The 18,926-nt window shown below is 43.5% G+C and carries 22 protein-coding genes; 20 read left to right on the top strand and 2 right to left on the bottom strand.

Annotated features, from left to right (window positions below; genetic code table 11):
- The first annotated feature begins 60 nt into the window (after positions 1-60).
- The 14 genes from ACSLBF_RS10405 (at position 61) to ACSLBF_RS10340 (ending at position 8,644) form a co-directional block, all read left to right on the top strand.
- A complete protein-coding gene (locus tag ACSLBF_RS10405; RefSeq protein ID WP_440053348.1) occupies positions 61-540 on the top strand; it encodes a hypothetical protein in 480 nt (159 codons plus the stop codon).
- Positions 541-551: 11 nt separating this feature from the next.
- On the top strand, positions 552-704 hold the full coding sequence (locus ACSLBF_RS10400) for a hypothetical protein (protein ID WP_440053347.1): 153 nt from the start codon (positions 552-554) through the stop codon (positions 702-704).
- Positions 701-967: a hypothetical protein gene (locus tag ACSLBF_RS10395; protein ID WP_440053346.1), complete on the top strand. Its 267-nt coding sequence runs from the start codon at positions 701-703 to the stop codon at positions 965-967. Before ACSLBF_RS10400 ends, ACSLBF_RS10395 begins: the two co-directional genes overlap by 4 nt.
- Positions 964-1,269, top strand: coding sequence for a MarR family transcriptional regulator (locus ACSLBF_RS10390; protein ID WP_440053345.1), 306 nt, complete (start codon positions 964-966; stop codon positions 1,267-1,269). The genes ACSLBF_RS10395 and ACSLBF_RS10390 overlap by 4 nt, the downstream gene beginning before the upstream one ends.
- A 2-nt stretch (positions 1,270-1,271) precedes the next feature.
- Entirely contained in the window at positions 1,272-2,192 is a 921-nt protein-coding gene (locus ACSLBF_RS10385) for a hypothetical protein (RefSeq protein WP_440053344.1), read from the top strand.
- Entirely contained in the window at positions 2,189-3,985 is a 1,797-nt protein-coding gene (locus ACSLBF_RS10380) for a hypothetical protein (RefSeq protein ID WP_440053343.1), read from the top strand. Before ACSLBF_RS10385 ends, ACSLBF_RS10380 begins: the two co-directional genes overlap by 4 nt.
- Positions 3,986-3,989: 4 nt before the next feature.
- Positions 3,990-5,135: an ExeA family protein gene (locus ACSLBF_RS10375; protein WP_440053342.1), complete on the top strand. Its 1,146-nt coding sequence runs from the start codon at positions 3,990-3,992 to the stop codon at positions 5,133-5,135.
- A 2-nt stretch (positions 5,136-5,137) separates the two neighbouring features.
- Positions 5,138-5,455, top strand: a complete 318-nt coding sequence (locus tag ACSLBF_RS10370; protein WP_440053341.1) for a hypothetical protein — start codon at positions 5,138-5,140, stop codon at positions 5,453-5,455.
- 12 nt (positions 5,456-5,467) lie between these two features.
- Positions 5,468-6,097: a DUF3164 family protein gene (locus ACSLBF_RS10365; RefSeq protein ID WP_440053340.1), complete on the top strand. Its 630-nt coding sequence runs from the start codon at positions 5,468-5,470 to the stop codon at positions 6,095-6,097.
- A 9-nt stretch (positions 6,098-6,106) separates the two neighbouring features.
- Positions 6,107-6,748 carry a gp16 family protein gene (locus ACSLBF_RS10360; protein ID WP_440053339.1) on the top strand — a complete coding sequence of 214 codons (642 nt, stop codon included), beginning with the start codon at positions 6,107-6,109 and terminating at the stop codon, positions 6,746-6,748.
- Complete coding sequence (locus ACSLBF_RS10355) at positions 6,741-7,139, top strand: Mor transcription activator family protein (protein ID WP_010604432.1); 399 nt, start codon at positions 6,741-6,743, stop codon at positions 7,137-7,139. The genes ACSLBF_RS10360 and ACSLBF_RS10355 overlap by 8 nt, the downstream gene beginning before the upstream one ends.
- Entirely contained in the window at positions 7,139-7,384 is a 246-nt protein-coding gene (locus tag ACSLBF_RS10350; protein WP_440053338.1) for a hypothetical protein, read from the top strand. Before ACSLBF_RS10355 ends, ACSLBF_RS10350 begins: the two co-directional genes overlap by 1 nt.
- Positions 7,374-7,553 (top strand): hypothetical protein, encoded by a 180-nt coding sequence (locus tag ACSLBF_RS10345; protein ID WP_099644192.1) that lies wholly within the window; start codon positions 7,374-7,376, stop codon positions 7,551-7,553. Before ACSLBF_RS10350 ends, ACSLBF_RS10345 begins: the two co-directional genes overlap by 11 nt.
- 545 nt (positions 7,554-8,098) lie before the next feature.
- Complete coding sequence (locus tag ACSLBF_RS10340) at positions 8,099-8,644, top strand: deoxycytidylate deaminase (protein ID WP_440053337.1); 546 nt, start codon at positions 8,099-8,101, stop codon at positions 8,642-8,644.
- A gap of 55 nt (positions 8,645-8,699) precedes the next feature.
- Here the strand turns inward: ACSLBF_RS10340 and ACSLBF_RS10335 are convergent, their stop codons facing one another.
- Positions 8,700-9,326 (bottom strand): LysE family translocator, encoded by a 627-nt coding sequence (locus tag ACSLBF_RS10335; RefSeq protein WP_440053336.1) that lies wholly within the window; start codon positions 9,324-9,326, stop codon positions 8,700-8,702.
- Positions 9,327-9,532: 206 nt separating this feature from the next.
- Between ACSLBF_RS10335 and ACSLBF_RS10330 the strand changes: the two genes are divergently transcribed.
- On the top strand, positions 9,533-9,868 hold the full coding sequence (locus ACSLBF_RS10330) for a zinc ribbon domain-containing protein YjdM (protein WP_440056217.1): 336 nt from the start codon (positions 9,533-9,535) through the stop codon (positions 9,866-9,868).
- A gap of 296 nt (positions 9,869-10,164) precedes the next feature.
- Positions 10,165-12,954 (top strand): collagenase, encoded by a 2,790-nt coding sequence (locus ACSLBF_RS10325; RefSeq protein WP_440053335.1) that lies wholly within the window; start codon positions 10,165-10,167, stop codon positions 12,952-12,954.
- 75 nt (positions 12,955-13,029) lie between these two features.
- Here the strand turns inward: ACSLBF_RS10325 and ACSLBF_RS10320 are convergent, their stop codons facing one another.
- The gene (locus tag ACSLBF_RS10320; RefSeq protein ID WP_440053334.1) at positions 13,030-13,470 is read right to left on the bottom strand and encodes a VOC family protein; all 441 of its coding nucleotides are present in this window, start codon (positions 13,468-13,470) and stop codon (positions 13,030-13,032) included.
- Positions 13,471-13,699: 229 nt separating this feature from the next.
- Between ACSLBF_RS10320 and ACSLBF_RS10315 the strand changes: the two genes are divergently transcribed.
- From ACSLBF_RS10315 to pheT, 4 genes are all read left to right on the top strand, one after another.
- Positions 13,700-14,752: a DUF2066 domain-containing protein gene (locus ACSLBF_RS10315; protein ID WP_440053333.1), complete on the top strand. Its 1,053-nt coding sequence runs from the start codon at positions 13,700-13,702 to the stop codon at positions 14,750-14,752.
- Between the two features lies 1 nt (position 14,753).
- Positions 14,754-15,458: a DnaA inactivator Hda gene (gene hda, locus ACSLBF_RS10310; protein ID WP_440053332.1), complete on the top strand. Its 705-nt coding sequence runs from the start codon at positions 14,754-14,756 to the stop codon at positions 15,456-15,458.
- A gap of 83 nt (positions 15,459-15,541) precedes the next feature.
- Positions 15,542-16,522 carry a phenylalanine--tRNA ligase subunit alpha gene (gene pheS / locus ACSLBF_RS10305; protein ID WP_440053331.1) on the top strand — a complete coding sequence of 327 codons (981 nt, stop codon included), beginning with the start codon at positions 15,542-15,544 and terminating at the stop codon, positions 16,520-16,522.
- A gap of 16 nt (positions 16,523-16,538) precedes the next feature.
- Positions 16,539-18,926: a phenylalanine--tRNA ligase subunit beta gene (gene pheT / locus ACSLBF_RS10300; RefSeq protein ID WP_440053330.1), complete on the top strand. Its 2,388-nt coding sequence runs from the start codon at positions 16,539-16,541 to the stop codon at positions 18,924-18,926.

Genomic DNA, 18,926 nt, shown 5'->3' with positions numbered 1-18,926 from the left:
AAATTCTTTCTTTTTGGAATGGACTTTCGGCATCTCGGAACTTGCAAAACTGGGGGAACTATGACTACTAAACCTAAGCGCCGTCAGTGGAGTAGACTGGTTGCTAGAAGCCTCCAAGAATCACTACAGCTGTGTAAAGAACATGCACAGGCAACACGTAACATGAGTGTGCCGCGCATAGCAGACAGAACAGGTGTAAGCACCGATATGCTCTATAAGCATCTAGGTAATGGTGATATGCCAGCAAGCTTACTAATACCATACATGGCAGCAACGGGTAGAGAGTACCCGCTCCAATATATGGCGCACAGCCTAGACAAGCTTATTGTTGATATGCCTAAAGGCAAAAAGCCCTGTATGCCTACTATTAATCATCTTAACCAGTTTGCAAATCAAGTCATCGGCATGGTGATGCAACTAGAAGAAGGCAACGGGAATGCCCAGCACGTAGCCGACCAAATTGTCTTGCTTATGCAGGACCTTGCCTATCACAAGCTCGAAGCTGAAAAGCTCGACGACCCACAGCAACCGCTAATTTAGGAGCAAATAGCATGACTATCAAAGACCAAGTTGCGCCTAAAAAACGCAGAGTTGAGGAAATATCAACCGAAAAACAAGCTGGCAAAACGGTGCTTCTGATGAGTATGGAGCAGCTTAAAAATTTAATTGCACAAGGCAGCAGATCACAAGGGGAACGCGCATGAGCTTATTAACTCAACCAATCCATATTTGTCATATTGGCATAAACAACAACCGTCCTCTAATTCAGTGCAACTGCTGTCGACGAGTTGAACAAGCAAAACAGCCACTGACGAAAGAAATGTGGTTGCAGGCAGCTAATTACATTGGGTGGCGTCACGTAACCAGTGAAGCGTTTGATATTGATGTGGTTTGCCCCGCGTGCGTTAACGACTTTAACAACCCAGTGCGCAAGCCAAGGAAGCCGATTAAGAGGGTATCAGCATGAACCAATACGTGTCAGCGCAAATCCAGCGAGTGTTAACCACTATTGAATTGATGGCAGGACATGAGATCGACGGCGTTGAGCCAAAACAGTTAGCTGCTGAGTTAAGCACCAGCCCAGCCGAAGTTACGCGGATATTGGCAAACCTTTCGGAAGCAGGGTGGGCCGAGCGGCTACCAGCAAACGAACGCCGTTGGCGTTTACATAAAAAACCCGTTCAGCTGAGCAATACGGTAGATCACAACATGAAAACAATATTGCGAAACTTACAGCTGGAATCTAACAACTACAGCATTTTGAGGTAGTTATGGCAGAAAAAGATATAACACCAAATGTAGAAAAAGCATTGATCGAAGGAAAGGAACTTCTCGCATCCAAAGAGCAAGTACTAGTTGAGTTAGGACAAATCCAAGCATTTGACTTCATGCAAAAACTGGCGACTGTCGCCAGTTTACGATTGCTACAAAAAGCCAAGGAAACCAAAGCATACAAAGGACTGACGTATGTAGGTGAAAATGGGAAAGTGGCGACTGTCGCCACTTGGGATGAATATTGTAGCAAGAAACTAAACATTCCTAGACGCACGGTTGACGATAGATTAGTGAATTTACAGCAGTTTGGGGAAGAGTTTTTCGAACACTCTCAGCGTATGCAATTAGGTTACCGTGATTTAAGAGCACTTCGTCAGTTACCCGAAGAAGAGCAGCAGCTAGTAATTGAGTCTGAAGCCGTTGAAACAGGTGACAAAGAAGCGGTAAAGGAATTAATAGACGAGTTGAAAGCCAAGCATGCAAAAGAGACCGATAAGCTAAAACAAGAAGCTGATGCAACCGAACGAATGCTCAAAGTTTCTCGTGACTCAGCTTCGAAAAAAGAAGAAGAGATCATCAAGCTAAAAACTGACTTAGAAAGCAAAAAGTTCTCAGCTGAGCGTTGGAAAGGCGAAGCCAAAAGCTTTTTTGAAGCGTTGGCTAAAACCCAAAACCAAGTGCGTGAGGGATTAAATCAAATGCTCGTGCTCAGCGAACAGCTTGAGACAGTAAAAATTGACGATAAAACCTATGATGCTGCTAAATCCGCGTTTTACGCTGACAGCAAAATTTTACTAACTCAACTCGCGCATGTGTGGAACGAAATACACCGCATCTATGGTGATCTGGATGACGCGCGCCCCAGTGGTGAGTGGTTAGCTGAAATGGGTTACGAGGCCACGGAGGTGATCGAATGAACGCATTATCTCTAGAGTATTGGGCAGAACAGCTAGATAACGCAGGCCACGGCCAAAAAGGCACAATCCGCGAAAAGGCTTGTGAAACCTTGGGCTTAAGCAAAGACGCGCTATATCGCAAACTCAAAAAGCTAGGATGGCAAAGCGGCAAGGCTAAACGCAGTGATGCAGGCACAACCAGCATGAGTGGTGAAGCAATTGAAGTCATGGTGGCGTTGCTTAATCAATCTGTTAGAGCGAATGGTAAGCGCACTATGCATGTGCCTGTAGCGAAGTCGATTTTGGCAGCCAATGGCTATGATAGTGTGAGTACAAGCCAGATCAGCCGTGTACTAGCTCGCTACCATGCCAGCATTCAAATGTTAGACAAGGCGACTCCACATAAGCAGTTAAGAAGCTTAGGGCCAAACCATGTACACCAAGTAGACCCGAGTTATTGCTTGCTTTACTACCCACCAGAGCGCAAGAACCGACAAGTTAAGGGGGTGTGTCAGTCCTACATGGATGAAAGCCACTTTTATGCTAACAAGCCAGACAACTTAGACAACATAAAAAGCCTACGAGTGTGGCGCTACGTGTTAACAGATCATTTTAGTGGTGCTGTACGTGTTAAGTATTACCAAGCGGCTGGCGAAACTACGGCAAACCTGTTCGATTTTTTAATGTGGTGTTGGTCACAGCATGATGGTTCACCATTAATGGGTGTGCCTGAAATGTTGGTATGGGATAAAGGTTCAGCCAACAGTTCAAAAGCCATTAAGAACGTGCTTAAGAGTTTGCAGGTTAAATGTGAAGAGCATAAAGCAGGTAGCCCACGTGCGAAAGGTTCAGTCGAAAACGGCAACGACTTAGTTGAAACCCAGTTTGAAAGCCGTTTGTTGATGGAGCCAGTTAACAGTGTTGACGAGCTAAATGCAGCCGCGTGGGCATGGCAGGAAGCCTATAATGCCAACAAAATCAAAGATCAAAACTGTAAACATACCCGCCATAAAATGCCGCGTTTGGATGTTTGGCTAATGATTTACCAGCCAGAGTTTAGACACCGCTTGCGGCAATTGCCCGACGAACAAATTTGCAGACTGCTGCTTACTAAGGAGGGCGAAACCCGCAAGGTAAAAGGCGACTTAACGGTGACATATCGCCACCCAGTTACCCACTCTCAATTGGTGTATGACGTTTCGGAGCTTGAGCACATTCTAAATGGGATGACGGTAGAGGTTAGCCCTGTGATTGTGGGTGAGTCGCCTGATCTAATGGTGGGTGTAAAAACCCCTTTGGGCGATGTGGTGTATCACCAAGTTAAGCCGCTTGAGTTTGATGTTGCCGGATTCCGCATTGATGCACCAGTGATTGGTGAACGCTATGCAAACCACGTAGACAATGCAACACAGTTGGCAATAAAAGCGGCTGACAGGCTGGCATACCCTAACATGAGCGATGAAGAGATCGAGAAAGCCAAGAAAGCTAAAGCAGCGCCATTCGGTGGCAAACTCGTTACACACTCGCACCTTAAAGACGTTGAGCACGAAACGCGGATTACTCCTAAGGGTGAAACCATTCAACCAGACAACCCCATAGCGAAGCAAATCAGTGAAGCGCCCAAACGCAAAGGCAAGGTGTTGGATTCGCTCGATTTGCGCATGGTTGTAGCGCAGCGTTTGGGTAGACCGCTGCGTCCCAACGAGATTGATTGGCTGAATGGCCAAAGCGTTGCTGAAACGGAAGTGTCAGCGGTTGTTGAAGAATTGCACTTAGGAATAGTGGAGACTCCAGTGCTGAAAATTGCGAGATAACAGATTGAAAATAACAAAGCTTAGCCATGTGTTTGAAGTACTGGGAGTTAAGCAAGCCCAAGTAGTAAAAGCATTAGCTGCTAAAGGGCTGACCTTTAGCAAAGCTAGTTTAAGCCGTGTAGCAACACAAGCAGAATGGCCAAAAACCTGTGATAGCAAAGCGATTAAATCTGCCATTGCAGACCATTTAAAAGAACTAGGTGCAACCAGTGAGCAACTAACTGATTTGTTTGCATGGTATGAGCCAAACAAGAATGCACAGCCTGAAGTTGAATATGAAGATCCGGAGCCTGAAATGCTAACAGCCAACGCAAAGAAGTTTTTTAAACTACGTCGAGACCCGTTTGAAAACGAGATAACGAGCGAGGACGACCTATTTTTGGTTGATGCCCACCGAATTATTTTAGAAGACATGCTAACAGCCGCGAACGCTGGCAGCATGATTGCTCTCTATGGTGAATGTGGGAGCGGTAAAACCATTATTCGCCGCACCTTTATTCACCAAGTGCAACAAGATCATCCTGATGTAATTTTGATCCAACCTGCACGATTAGACCGCCGCAAGATAACCGCAGAGTCTATCTCTACCGCTATTTGTAGAGCACTACAAATCAAACATAAACCAAGCGCTGAAGAGCGTGATGCAGCAATAGAAGAAGCGTTGATTGAAAGCGCCAACAACGGCCATTTGCACCTAATGGTAATTGACGAGGCGCACGATCTCAGCGCTGATGTTATCAAGCTGCTGAAGCGTATTTGGGAATTAACACACGGATTTAGGCGCGTGATGGGTATTGTGCTGATCGGCCAATCAGAGCTAGCCAAAAAGCTAAGCGGTCAGCATGTGCGTGAGTTTAGCTGGCGTTGTAACCAAATAAGGATGCAACCGTTGGGTATATATGTTCCTCAGTATATTCGTCATAAGTTGTCTCGTGTTGGAGTGGATGCTGACAAGATCTTTACTGAAGACGCCCTTTGCGCTATTCGCGGTAAATGTATGGGCCGCATTCGCCATGGCATTGCATTAGATGATGCAGAGCTAGACCGCTCTTACCCTCTTAACGTGAACACTTGGCTTGCTAAAGCCATGAATGCTGCCGCTCAGATCGGTGAGCAGCAAATCACAGAATCATTAGTTTTAAAGGTGTAGCCATGAGTCAACAGGTAGAAATTCAATTAACGGGTATGGCGTTGGTTCAAGTGACTAAAACAGTCACCGTTTCACAAGAGCAGTCAAAGGCACTTTTAGCTGATGACGGTGCGATACAGCACCTTTTAGCCAGTGCGGTAAATGCACCTGTTAAGGCTTGGGACAACGTTTTTGGTAAGCGTGAGCTGATAGAAACAATTGAGCCTACGGGTGTTCGATGTTTAACCACGCATTGCGGTTGGGTTGGTGAAGGTGTGAGCGTTTGCCCCAAATGCCAAGGCCAACGTTTTCACAAATTTCAATCTATTCAACCACGGTAGTAAGGGATCATCATGAATACACAAGACAATACATTACGCACATTTTTAGCAAACCCGCGCGGCTATCAAGTACCACTAGACAAAATTGCAGCCCACGACATTCAAAAACATGATCTGGTTAACGGGTTTGTGGATGAAGCCAAAGCACTTTCAGAGCTGCATGACGAATTTAAGCGCAAGGTGTTTAAGAGTGTGAACTCATTTATAGCTGATTTGTTCGCAAGCTATAACGTTGAGATAGGCGGTAATAAAGGCAATGTTACGCTAACTAGCTATGATGCTAAGCGCAAAGTAGAGGTTGGCGTTGCTGATCAAATCACGTTTGGCCCTGAGATAAATGTGGCAAAAGAACTCATTGATAAAGTGATCAATGAAAAGCTGGAAACACTAGGCGAAGACAAATTACTGCGCCAAATTGTACAAGATGCGTTTAGCACAAACAGCGATGGTAATTACAACAAAGCGCGGATCATGGCGTTACGTAAATACCGCCTAGCTAGCGATAGCGAAGATTGGGCCAATGCGATGCAAGCGCTTGATGATGCAATCATCTTGTCCAGCACCAAAACCTACGTGCGCTTTTACGAGCGAAATGCCTTAGGTAGCTGGGTTCATATTCCTTTAGTTAGCAAGTCTTTATAGGTGGTCACGTTGAAAATTAGTAAATCACGTTACATTCAATTGATACATATAGGCCAAGGGCAACTGGGGTGGGATGATGACCTATACCGCTCAGTGCTGCAAAAAATGACTGGCAAAGAAAGTTGTAAGGATATGAACGTTACAGAACTTAAAAGTGTCTTGGAATATATGAAAGAAAACGGCTTTGAGGTTGTTACCAAAAAGCACAGTCGCAAAAACTCGCCAATTACCCGCTATAAAGACGATAAAACCCAGCTCGATAAACTGCGCCAACTTTGGATTGCTATGAAGTATCGCGGCTATATAAAGGAAGGGTCAGATCAAGCGTTACTGAATTGGTCAAAAAATCAGGCAAAGCGTTTGAACAAAAGTGTGGCCATTGAGCGTTTGGAATGGTTACAGCCAAAAATGCTGAATGCGCTAATTGAACAACTCAAAAGCTGGTATGTAAGGGCAATGGCAAAAGATATGGATGAGCTAGCGCCTGATTTAAAAGTTCTTCCTTTATATAAGGAAGAGCAAGTGGCAGCCCAGCGATATGTGTTTGACTATAGCGGCAAGTTTCAACGTTGTAATGTTGAACAGCTAGAGGCGGCTTTGAACTTCACAGGCCAGATGTTAGGTAAATATAGCGAGGTGCATAGTGTCTAATTTAGATCATGTTGAATTGGGCAAAGCGTCTGAACGTGCTGAAGGTATGCTATTTACCATTTTAGAGCTAGTAGCCGAAGGAACTAAAAAGGCACTCGGCGAAGACGAAGCAGCTAAACTCGGACTAGATGTAGTAGATACCGTGCGTACAACATTTGGTGGTGAATATGTTTATGTATGTAAAGGCCGTAAGTTAGATGCAATGCTCAAGAGCAATCAGATATGGGCGGAGTTTAGAGGCAATAATCATCGAGAACTGGCCAAAAAATTTGGCTGCTCGGTTCAATGGGTTTATACGGTGATCAGAACTAAAAACCTGATCTTGTATGGAGACATTCAAGGTGATCTTTTTGCCAGTATCGAAGAGCCTGGAATTCGAGGGTCAAAATAATGCAAAGAGATAAAGATGAAATCACATTAAACAAATGGCTCTTACTGCTGGCACTTTTTACTACTTTACTAATTGGTTTTGAGTTTGGAAGAAGGCTATATGTAGAAGATCAATTGAAAGAACCACAGCAAGCAGCACGAATAGGCCGAAATGGTGGCCCGTCAATTCCGCCAATGGAACCCGAAGCACCACCTCTATATAGAGTGATTTGGGAGCTAATGAGTGAGGAAGAAAATGAAGAGTAATAATGTAGCACTACAACATATAGCTAGTTATCTAAATGCTCATGGCTGCAAAACCCTAGATGAAGTTGATGGTGCTTTGCAGTTGCTGATTGAAACGGCTAAAGTTACACAGAGCCAGTACAGAAATGGAACTGCTGAGAAAGCGACTTCAGTCCCGTCAATTAATTAAACATGGAGAGAAAAATGGGAATACCTTCAATCGAAGAGGCTATCATGCTATTTGTCATTGGTTCGGTATCAATACTTTTTATTGTGCTGTTCGTAGCGTGGTGTAAGAAAAAGCGATAAAACAAAAAAGCGGCGCAAATTTTTGAGCGCCGCTGATTTTCACAATATCAAACTCATTTTAAAATAGGCTCTCACTCTATCCCGAACTCTCCCACATATTCCCGCAGTTTTCGCACAATTAGCTATAGAGTTTTTGTACATTGGATCACTTTACCAAACCTGACCATGTTGGAAGGCGCTTTGCTTTTCCAACCTACCAAAATACTGTCGACACCAAACCAAGTAGGCCGGCATAAGCGCAGCACCATCCGTCACTCTTCACCGATACAATTTATACAATGAGTTACCTAGCTTAGTTACCCTACCTCGCTTATTCGTAGCGTTACAAGGTGTTGATGCGTATAATTGCCGAATGAACTGCTTTCATTAAGGTGCCAACACTCTGAAAGCAAAACGAGTTGTAGCGAATTGGTATAAAAACAAACTATGGCCCAAAGTGATATTTCAAATGTAAATAAAGTCGAAAATGCTGCGCTGATCAGCTGGCATTCTATGTTTATGGGTGTGGCGTTACTCGCATCTGCAAGGTCCAAAGATAGTAGAACCCGTAACGGGGCATGTATTGTTACTAGTGACAAGAAGATTGTTGGAGTAGGCTATAACGGCTTACCGAGAGGCTGTAATGATAACGACGAAGGTTATTGGCATGACGATGATACGGATCCTTTGTATTCCAGACATAGCTATATAGTTCATGCTGAAGTTAATGCTATCTTAAACTGTACGACGTTACCTCTGACAGGGGCGACCATTTATACTACCCAATTCCCTTGTCCAAGCTGTGCCCAGTCAATTATTCAAACTGGTATAAAAGAAGTCATATTTCTTAACAAGAAAACGCACCATGAACGAAAAATTAGCGCTGTGGAAAAAATGTTTTTAGATGCTGATATTAAGCTTGAGAAGCTGAACTCTATGGATGTTCAAGCAGATAGTTTGGCTTCGGAGTTGAGAGAAATCCTAGAAAAGTAACCAATTGAGGAAGATCGCTGATTATTAGCGATCTTTCGTTCTGTTTTGGCTTAAATCATTTTTGTTTCATTAATGCCACTGCAGCACCTGATGCTAAAAATGTCATTCCTGCACCGATATTAAGGCCATTTACTACTGTTTTGTGAGTTCTAAACCAGTTACTTAGTTGGTGAGAAAATATCCCCATTAAACCAAAACCCACAGCGGTCAATATTGCAAACCACAACCCATATCCAATCATTTGTACGGTAACTGAGCCAAGAGCAGGGTTAACAAATTGCGGTACGAACGCTAAAACGAACATTCCGGGTTTGGGGTTCAACGCAGCAGATAAAAAACCAGTCGTAAAAATATGACTAAGAGGCTGAGGTTCAGCCTGTTGAATGGTGAATAAATTACGACTACGTAGCACTTTTATTCCTAACCATACCAAATAGCTCGCACCAATAAACTTCACTAAATAAAACGCCAGCTCTGACGTTTGAATGAGTAATGTTAGACCAAATGTCGCTGCGATAACGTGAAATAGAATACCTGCACCAGATGAAAGTCCAGAAATCATTGCTGCTAGTTTTCCCTGACTTAGGCCTCGTCCTATAGCAAGTAGGTTATCTGGACCTGGGGATAAAACAAGCACTATGCATGCAAGGGTGTATGTGAGAATAACATCAGTAGGGAACACATTTTCTCCAGTAACAGGTTTGTTGAAAAACTTTGTGCCTATAAATTGACCAAACTAAGCTACTTTGGTTCCATCAACAAGTTGAATTTTTTGCTAAAAAATATGAATCATTCATAGCAAGAAGACATTTGGTTGCAAAGCTTTTAAAAGCGATGTTGTAACGGTACCATTAACACATTAGAAGTAACGTTATGCAAGAAGTATCTATGTCTTTTCCTCTTTGTCCAAAATGCCAATCTGAGTTTGTCTATCAAGATCAAGACCTGTTGATTTGTCCTGAGTGTTCTTACGAATGGGATCCAACTCAAAGTGATGATAATGATAGTATAGAAGTGAAAGATGCCAACGGTACGCCGTTGTCAGAAGGTGATCGAGTTACGGTAGTCAAAGACTTAAAGATCAAAGGTAGCTCGCAGGTGATTAAGATCGGTACCAAAGCTTTGATCAGAAGAATTAAAGAAGCAAAAGATCATCAACTTGATTGTAAAGTGGATGGCATTGGTGAAATGATGGTCACGGCAAAATTTGTCAAAAAAGCCTAACTACCGTTTACGACATACGTTCATGCAATTGTTCAGCTTTGTCTTACAATGGTGAAGCTGAGTTTATTACCCTCGAAATTAATACGTTACAGAAATGCTCAGGCTAAATAATTACCAAGCGTAACGCCTCATTTGCTTATTTTTGATCTTTAAAACCACCTTTTCAATGGCAATATTCCTATTTTATAGGGCAATTATTCCATAAAGTTATATAAAATATATTGTATACAATGTAGCTGCGATGTTAAAAGTATAAATCCCGATTGGGGTTGGATACACAACATTAAAGGTGCAACATGAAGATAAAAGCAATAACTTTGGCAGTGGCATTAGCCAGTGGAACATCATTTGCCAATACCGAGCAAACCACTCGATACTTTGAGCCTCAGCAAGTCGCGACACATGCTGTTGAGGACATTAGCCACGGACATGAAGCGCATGCCCGAGATAGTCGCGCACCAATTGCGGTACGCGTTGTTGATCAATCTCATGCTATACGCAGTATTTTATCAAGTAATAAAGTACTTTCAGCGTTTAGTAATGAAATTGTTGCAACTAACTGTGATCTAAACGCGTTAGCTGCGGCATCTAGTTCGCAAATTGTTAATGCAATTACCACACAAGGAGGCGATTGTATAAACGATTTATTTAATGCTGCCAGTGGTATTCAGCAACAAGTATTCACCAATAGCAAAATGTTGGCTGCCGCGGAAGCCGCACAAAGTCGCGCCCAGCAATACGTCGGTGGCGGAGATGCTGACTTACAAGCGCTATTCTTATTTATTAGAGCTGGTTTTTATGTCGAGTTTTACAATGACAATGTGTCATTTAGCGATAACATTCAGAGTGAAGTTAAGCTGGCGATTGATGCATTTACTGGAAATGAGCACTTTTATGACAACAACGATGCGCACGGTAAGTTACTGGGTGAAGTGATCACCACAATGGACTCGTCTGAATTACAGCATGCTTATTTGCCTATCGTGAAAACCTGGCTACAAAAATGGAACCCAGATTACGCACAAAATTGGAATATGCGTAGGGCAGTAAACGGTATTTTCACGATTCTGTTCAGAGGACAATGGAATAATGAGTTTGTGAAGTTGATTGAAAACGATCAACAGCTGGTTACCTTATTAGAAGACTTTACTACGAAGTCTTGGATGATTGGCTCGGACTCAGAATACCTTATTGTTAATGCGGCGAGTGAACTTGCACGATTAAAAACCTATACAGGCACGCCTATTCAACCAGAAGTCGATAAAGCGTTAAAAGCACTCTTTGAGCGATACGAGTCTTATGGTTATGGTGATGCAATTTGGTTAGCAGCTGCAGACGTCGCGTCTTACTACGCGGATTGCTCGGTGTTTGGTATTTGTGGCTTTGAGAATGACCTAGAAAGCAAGGTGTTAGGTCAACGACACAGCTGTAGCGATACAATTAAAGTAAGGGCACAGGAACTGACGGCTTTGCAACTGAGCTCAGCGTGCGACACTATGGCTGCAGAAGAAACTCGATTCCATTCAATGTTAGAAACAGGTCGTCAGCCAGTTGGTGATGACAATAACAGCTTCTTGCAGGTAAATATTTTCAATAGTAGCGCTGATTATAAAAAATACGCCAAAGCGATTTTTAAAATAGATACTAATAATGGTGGTATGTATTTGGAAGGGGACCCAAGTCGAGTTGGAAACGTAGCTAACTTTGTGGCGTACGAAGCTGATTATGCCAAGGCGGATCATTATATTTGGAATTTAGAGCATGAATATGTTCACTATCTTGATGGTCGTTTTGATTTATATGGTGATTTTAATGCGCCAACCAAAGCCATCGTGTGGTGGTCGGAGGGCGTCGCTGAATACATCGCCAACCTAAATGATAATCAAGATGCAATCGATACCATAAAAGATGGCTCAACATACCGTCTTACGGACATCTTCGCTACGACATATGACGGGTTTGATCAAGATAGGATCTATCGTTGGGGTTACCTAGCTGTTCGTTTCATGTTCGAGCGCCACTTTGATGAAGTCAAAGCAATGCTTGCTGAAACGCGGGTAGGGAACTGGAACGCATATCAAAGTCGCATGGATAAGTGGGCAGCTGAATACGATTCAGAGTTTACGCAATGGACTCAAGACTTAGCGGGCGGTGTAAACAATGCGCCAATCGCAGTTATTAATGGTCCATATAACGGTGATATTATTAGTCCAATCCAGTTTAGTAGTGCAGGTAGCGGCGATCCTGATGGTGATGCGATTAGCTATCGTTGGAACTTTGGCGATGGGAGCCAAAGTTCAGAGGCCAGCCCGCAATACCAATACGCTTCAGCAGGTGAATACACGGTAACGCTTACCGTAACTGACAGCAGAGGTCTTAGTCATCAAGTGACGACTCAAGCATTAGTCGAAGGTAACAGCTCAAATGAGCTAGAAAACGGTGTCGCAATTGCTATCGAGGGTGAGCAAAATGAAGAGCAGTTCTATACCATTACCGTGCCTTCAGGTGCTAAGCAGTTAGCGATCACACTCAGTGGTGGTAGCGGTGATGCGGATCTCTATGTGCGAGCAGGACAAGCGCCGAATAAAGACGAGTATGACTGTCGCCCTTATAAAAACGGGAATGATGAGTCATGTATCGAAGCTCAGCCACAAGCAACTACCTACTATGTGATGGTCAGAGGTTATAATGCATACGCTGGCGTTTCTCTTAAAGCCAGTTATCAGATTCCGTCCACTATCGCCGATGCATGTCAAACTCAAGCTCCAGTAAGCAGTGGGAGGTTGACCGCTGGACAGACCGTGTGCATGGCTAGCCAAGAGCCAATGTGGTTTAGCCTTGAAAACATGAGTGGTCAACAAAGTGTCGTGATCGAAACTGCACACGGCAGTGGTGACTTAGGGCTTGAGTACAGCAATCAAGGTTGGCCAAATGGCAATAATGTTGATGCGAGTTCTTTCAACCAAGGTAATGGTGAATGTATTGAACTTGGCAGCCAAACCAACTTTTGGGGTTACCTAAAAGTGACAGGCGCACCATCGGGGGCAGCAATCAAAGTGTCCTACAACGAGGGAAGTTGCCAGTAATCGCGTAATTAGATTTTCATCTGTTATTTTCTTGTAGTCAAAGCGGGGGTTCCCCGCTTTTTTACCCGATACACTTTACCAAGTTCCGCTATTCTCCATCGATTTCCAAGGCTCAGCAGGCGCCAGCGCTTCGCCTTTTTGCAGTAACTCAATTGAAATTCCATCTGGCGATTTTAAAAATGCCATATGCCCGCATCTTGGCGGTCGGTTGATGGTTACTCCGGCGTCCGAAAACTTTTGGCATAGTGCGTATATATCATCAACGGCGAATGCAAGGTGACCAAAGTTTCTACCACCAGTATAAGTTTCTGGATCCCAGTTGTAGGTCAGTTCAATGGTTGGAGCAAATGAGTCTGTTGCTTCAGCCAGCTGTTCAGGTGCAGCCAAATACACCAAAGTGAATCGACCCGTTTCACTATCGTAGCGCTTTACTTCTTTTAGGCCCAATAAGTCGCAGTAGAAGTGGAGTGATTTTGTTAAGTCCTGGACTCGTACCATCGTATGTAGATATTTCATAAATGCTCCTCGAGATGACTGTGGCACTATACGCGAAAAAAATGTCAGTTTTAAAGTTTTGTGCGGTTTACCGCAGGGTCTGTGCGACCGATAACTGAGTAAGGTGATGTTTGTTAAACAAACTATAAAATCAAAGAGTTAATAATTCGAGCAAATTTGTATTCAGGAGCTTTGCTTTAACGCCTTGATTGATTTAGGATCTAGCTTTATTCAAATTACGTCGGACATTATGATCCAAAGACTGCTCATCATTTTAGTGTTGTTGCTCCCTGTATCAAGCAATGCAGTAGAGGTTCATGACCTGTATGAAGCGACGCTCAGTGTTGATGATAAATCCAGAAAAACACGACTCGAAGCCAGCCAAGCGGCACTGTTAACAGTATTACAAAAGCTAACGGGTCGAGCCGATAACTACAAACATCCAGCAATTAAAGAAAGCATGCGCAGGATCTCCGATCTTATGCTCAAATACGAATATTTTGAGCAAGGTGGTCAAGACAAGATCCGGGTTAGATTCGAGTCAACGAAGGTTGAACAACTGGTCCGAGAGGCAAACCTCCCGCTGTGGGGGAATCGTCGGCCTTTAGTCGCTATTTGGCTCGTAATTGAAGACAATCTCCGCCGTGAGTTTGTTACACAAGAAAGCTACCCGCAGCTAGAACGATTAATTTATGATACCGCCGCAGAATGGGGGGTGCCAGTGGTCGTGCCGTTAATGGATTTAACAGATAGAGCAAATGTCAGTATCGCTGAAGTATGGGGTAACTTCTCAACACAAGTAGAACAAGCGTCGACGCGCTACGATGCCGAAAAGGTGATCACGGCACGATTATTTAAACAGCCGTATAGTAGTAAGTGGCAATTAGATTGGCGTTATACCGATGCAGAGCTATTTGAGCCGGAGCAATTAGTTGGCGACCAACAGCAGGTATTGATCTCGATGATCAATACGATGTCGAGTGGGCTTGCTAGCCAATATGTTATTGATCCGAACCGTTCTAACAGCATCAGAACGAGTATTGTAACGGTGGATAATCTGCACGATTTTAAATCGATAGAAATGGCAAAACGACGCCTTCAGACCATGAGTACAGTGAGTGATGTGGATGTACTTTATCGAGCCAAAGGTCAGGTTAGGTTTTCAATTGAACACGCATCATCCGTCAGAGATTTACAAAAGTCGATTGGCCTAGAACAAAGTTTTAAAGTGTATATTGATCCAAGAGCATTTTATCAAGTTGCAGACTTAAACAATCTCAAATACACATGGATAGGTCAGTAGCATGGATAATCCATTGCAAATGGCATTGCCTGTGACGCTTCCGGACGATGAAACCTTTGCTTCCTATTTTGGTGGTGAAGGTTCCTTGGAAGTTAGCCATCTTAAATCCACACTCAAAAATCGTTTAGAGGGTTTTCAATTCACCTACCTGTGTGGTCTTGCTGACTCTGGTAAGTCACATTTGCTGTACGCGACTTGTATTGAAGCTCAGGAGCAGGGGTTATCGACTATCTTATTGTCACTTAGGGAAGTGATTGATTACGGACCGTTAGTGTTAGACGGGCTCGATGCCTTAGACGTGGTTTGTATTGACGATGTGCACTTAGTTGCGGGAGACACCGCGTGGGAAAAAGCACTGTTTAACTTTTTTAATCGTTTTAATGAAAACGGCAAGTGCTTAGTTGTGACCGCCGATCTGCTACCAAGCATGCTGAATTTGTCGTTGCCTGACCTTGAGTCAAGACTGGCGTGGGGCACAACCTTCCAAATTCGTTCAATGAGTGATGATGATAAGGCTGAAGCGTTAGTCAAAAGAGCGCATATGCGAGGACTGGAACTAAGCGACGAGTGCGCAAGGTTTTTACTGACTCGCCTTAGTCGAGATATGCGAGCTTTACTTGAAGTTTTAGACAAACTTGATCACGCATCTATGGCTGCACAGAGAAAGTTGACCATTCCTTTCATAAAAGCGACCTTAAAGCTCTAACAGGGCTAGAATATCGCCTTTAAATTCAGTTATCATAAGAGATTAATTAACAGCACATTACCTCAGTAAAGATCAGGTATAAAATGAACTTAGAGAATATTTTGGCGCAAGCGCTTGCCGCAGTTGAGCAAGCAAGTGAAATTGCGCATTTAGAGGAAGTTAGAGTTAACTACCTTGGTAAGAAAGGTGAAATTACTGGCTTGCTAAAAACCTTAGGAAAACTTGCTCCTGAGGAACGTAAAGAAGCAGGCCAAGTGATCAACGAAGCAAAAAATCAGGTTCAAGACGCAATCAATGCGAAACGTGAATCATTGGCAAATGCGGCGCTAGAGAAAAAGCTTGCGTCTGAGACGATTGACGTTACTTTACCTGGTCGTGTGATGCCTACAGGTGGTTTGCACCCAGTGACGCGCACAATTGAACGTATTGAAGCATTTTTTGGTGAACTTGGCTTTGCTGTTAAGTCTGGTCCAGAAGTGGAAGATGACTTTCATAACTTTGATGCATTAAATATTCCTGAGCATCATCCTGCTCGTGCAGATCATGACACTTTCTATTTCAATCCTAAGTTGGTATTGCGTACCCAAACTAGTGGTGTACAGATCAGGACGATGGAAGCAGAACAACCACCACTGCGCATTATCTCTCCAGGCCGTGTATATCGTAATGATTACGACCAAACACACACTCCTATGTTCCACCAAGTTGAAGGCCTAATGGTCGATACTGACGTAAGCTTTACTGAGTTAAAAGGTGTGTTACACGACTTTTTAAGAAACTTTTTTGAAGAAGATATGGAAATCCGTTTCCGTCCTTCTTACTTCCCGTTTACTGAACCATCTGCAGAAGTGGACGTAAAAGGCAAAAATGGTAAATGGTTGGAAGTATTAGGTTGTGGCATGGTGCATCCTAACGTATTGCGTTCTGTTGGTATTGACCCTGAAAAATACACTGGCTTTGCATTCGGTATGGGCGTTGAGCGTCTAACTATGCTGCGTTATGGCGTAAATGACCTTCGTGCATTTTTCGAAAATGACGTTAGATTCCTAAACCAATTCAGATAAGAGCGACGAAAATAGTATGAAATTCAGTGAAAAGTGGTTAAGAGAGTGGGTGAACCCAGCCATTGGAACAGACGCACTTTCTGAACAGTTGTCTATGGCTGGTTTAGAAGTTGACGGTGTTGATGCAGTTGCCGGTGATTTCTCAGGTGTTGTCATTGGTGAGGTTGTTGAATGTGGCCAACACCCAGATGCAGACAAGTTACGCGTTACCAAAGTAAATGTTGGTGAAGAAGAATTACTTGATATTGTCTGCGGTGCGGCAAATTGTCGTGCAGGCCTAAAAGTCGCAGTTGCTAAAGTCGGTGCGGTGTTACCTGGTGACTTCAAGATTAAAAAAGCCAAGCTACGTGGTCAGCCTTCTCACGGTATGTTGTGTGCTTTCGAAGAATTAGGCATGGCGGAAAGCTCTGATGGTATTTTAGAGCTACCTAGCGACGCACCAATCGGTCAGGATATCCGCGAATATTTCGGTCTTGATGATGTCACTATTGACGTTGATTTGACTGCAAACCGCAGTGATTGTCTAGGTATCAAAGGTCTTGCTCGTGAAGTCAGTGTACTTAATGATTTAGACGTAAATGAAATAAAGATTGAGCCAGTGACACCAACGATCGACGATCAAATCTCGATTGAATTGGTTAACAGCGAAGCTTGTCCTCGCTACCTAGGTCGAATCATCAAGGGCGTTAATGTCAAAGCAGCAACACCACTGTGGATGGTTGAAAAACTCCGTCGTTGTGGTGTGCGCTCAATTGATCCAATTGTTGACGTAACCAACTATGTGTTACTTGAGCTTGGTCATCCAATGCACGCATTTGATCTTAATAAGATTGACGGTGGCATTAAAGTTAGAAACGCAGCAGAAAACGAAGAATTGCTATTACTCGATGGCAATACGGCCAAATTAAATCCAGCTACTTTGCTAATCGCTGATGATAGCAAAGCATTAGCGATGGCTGGGATTTTTGGTGGCGAAGATTCTGGCGTTAGTGAAGAAACACAGGATATTCTGCTTGAAAGCGCTTTCTTCTCACCACTTGCAATTGCCGGCCAAGCACGAAGCTATGGTTTACACACAGATGCATCACACCGCTATGAACGTGGTGTAGATCCTGAGCTGCAGCGCGATGCAATGGAGCGTGCAACGGCGTTACTACTTGAAATCGTGGGTGGTGAAGCTGGTCCTGTCGTTGAAGCGGTTTCTGAGAAAGACTTACCACAAAAACGTTCTGTTCGTTTACGTCGTGAGCGCTTAGATAGAGTCATTGGCTATCATATTGACGATAGCAAGGTGACTAATATCCTTTCACGCTTGGGACTTGCGGTAACTTTTGCAAACAACGAGTGGCAAGCTGATGTACCAAGCTACCGTTTTGACATCAGTATTGAAGAGGACTTAATTGAAGAAGTCGCTCGCGTATTTGGTTATAACAACATTCCAAACGTTGCACCTAAAGCTTCGTTAAAAATGACTGACCACCAAGAAGCAAAGCTTCCTGTCGCTCGTTTTAGAAATGAGCTTGTGTCACGAGGATACCAAGAAGCGATAACTTACAGCTTTGTCGATCCTAAACTACAACAGCAGCTTCACCCAGAGTCAGACGCTCTGGTATTACCTCACCCAATTTCGGTTGAAATGTCGGCGATGCGTGTAAGTTTGATGACTGGCCTGATTAATGCTGTGACCTATAACCAAAATCGTCAGCAGTCACGCTTACGCTTCTTTGAACAGGGTTTAAAGTTTATTAAGGACGACCAAGCAGAAAATGGCGTACGCCAGACTCCAGTGATTGGTGGAATAGTCTATGGTAATACCTACAATGAACACTGGAGTATTCCATCTCGTAAAGCGGACTTTTTCGATGTTAAGGGCGATGTTGAAGCGTTACTCGCATTGACCAATGACACAACTCGTTTTACTTTTAAAGCAGAAGCGAATGATGGTTTGCATCCTGGTCAATCTGCATCAATCTACGCTGATGGTAAAAAAGTTGGTTTTGTTGGGGCAATTCATCCTCAGTTACTTAAGCCTTTAGAGCTTAAAGACACGGCTTATGTATTTGAAATTGAGATGTCTGCGCTAGAAAATCGCAGCTTGCCAGAAGCGGTTAGTATCTCAAAATTCCCATCAAATCGAAGAGATATTGCTATTTTGGTTGCAGATGAAGTAAAAATAGGCGATATTTTAGAGTGCATTGAGAAAGTTAGCGGAAATCAATTAGTTGACCTAAACTTATTCGATGTGTACAAAGGGCAAGGGGTCGAGCCAAATCATAAGAGTTTGGCCATTGCTCTGACACTACAAGCGGTTGATAGAACACTCGAAGAGAAAGACATCAACGCGGTTGTAGAGAACGTGGTGGCCGAATTGGCCAAGCAATTCAATGCATCGTTGAGGGACTAG

This window comes from Pseudoalteromonas sp. T1lg65 (assembly GCF_051930985.1).
GTDB lineage: Bacteria > Pseudomonadota > Gammaproteobacteria > Enterobacterales > Alteromonadaceae > Pseudoalteromonas.
Note: the sequence above shows the minus strand (reverse complement) of the source record. Positions and strands in the feature narration are given on the sequence as shown.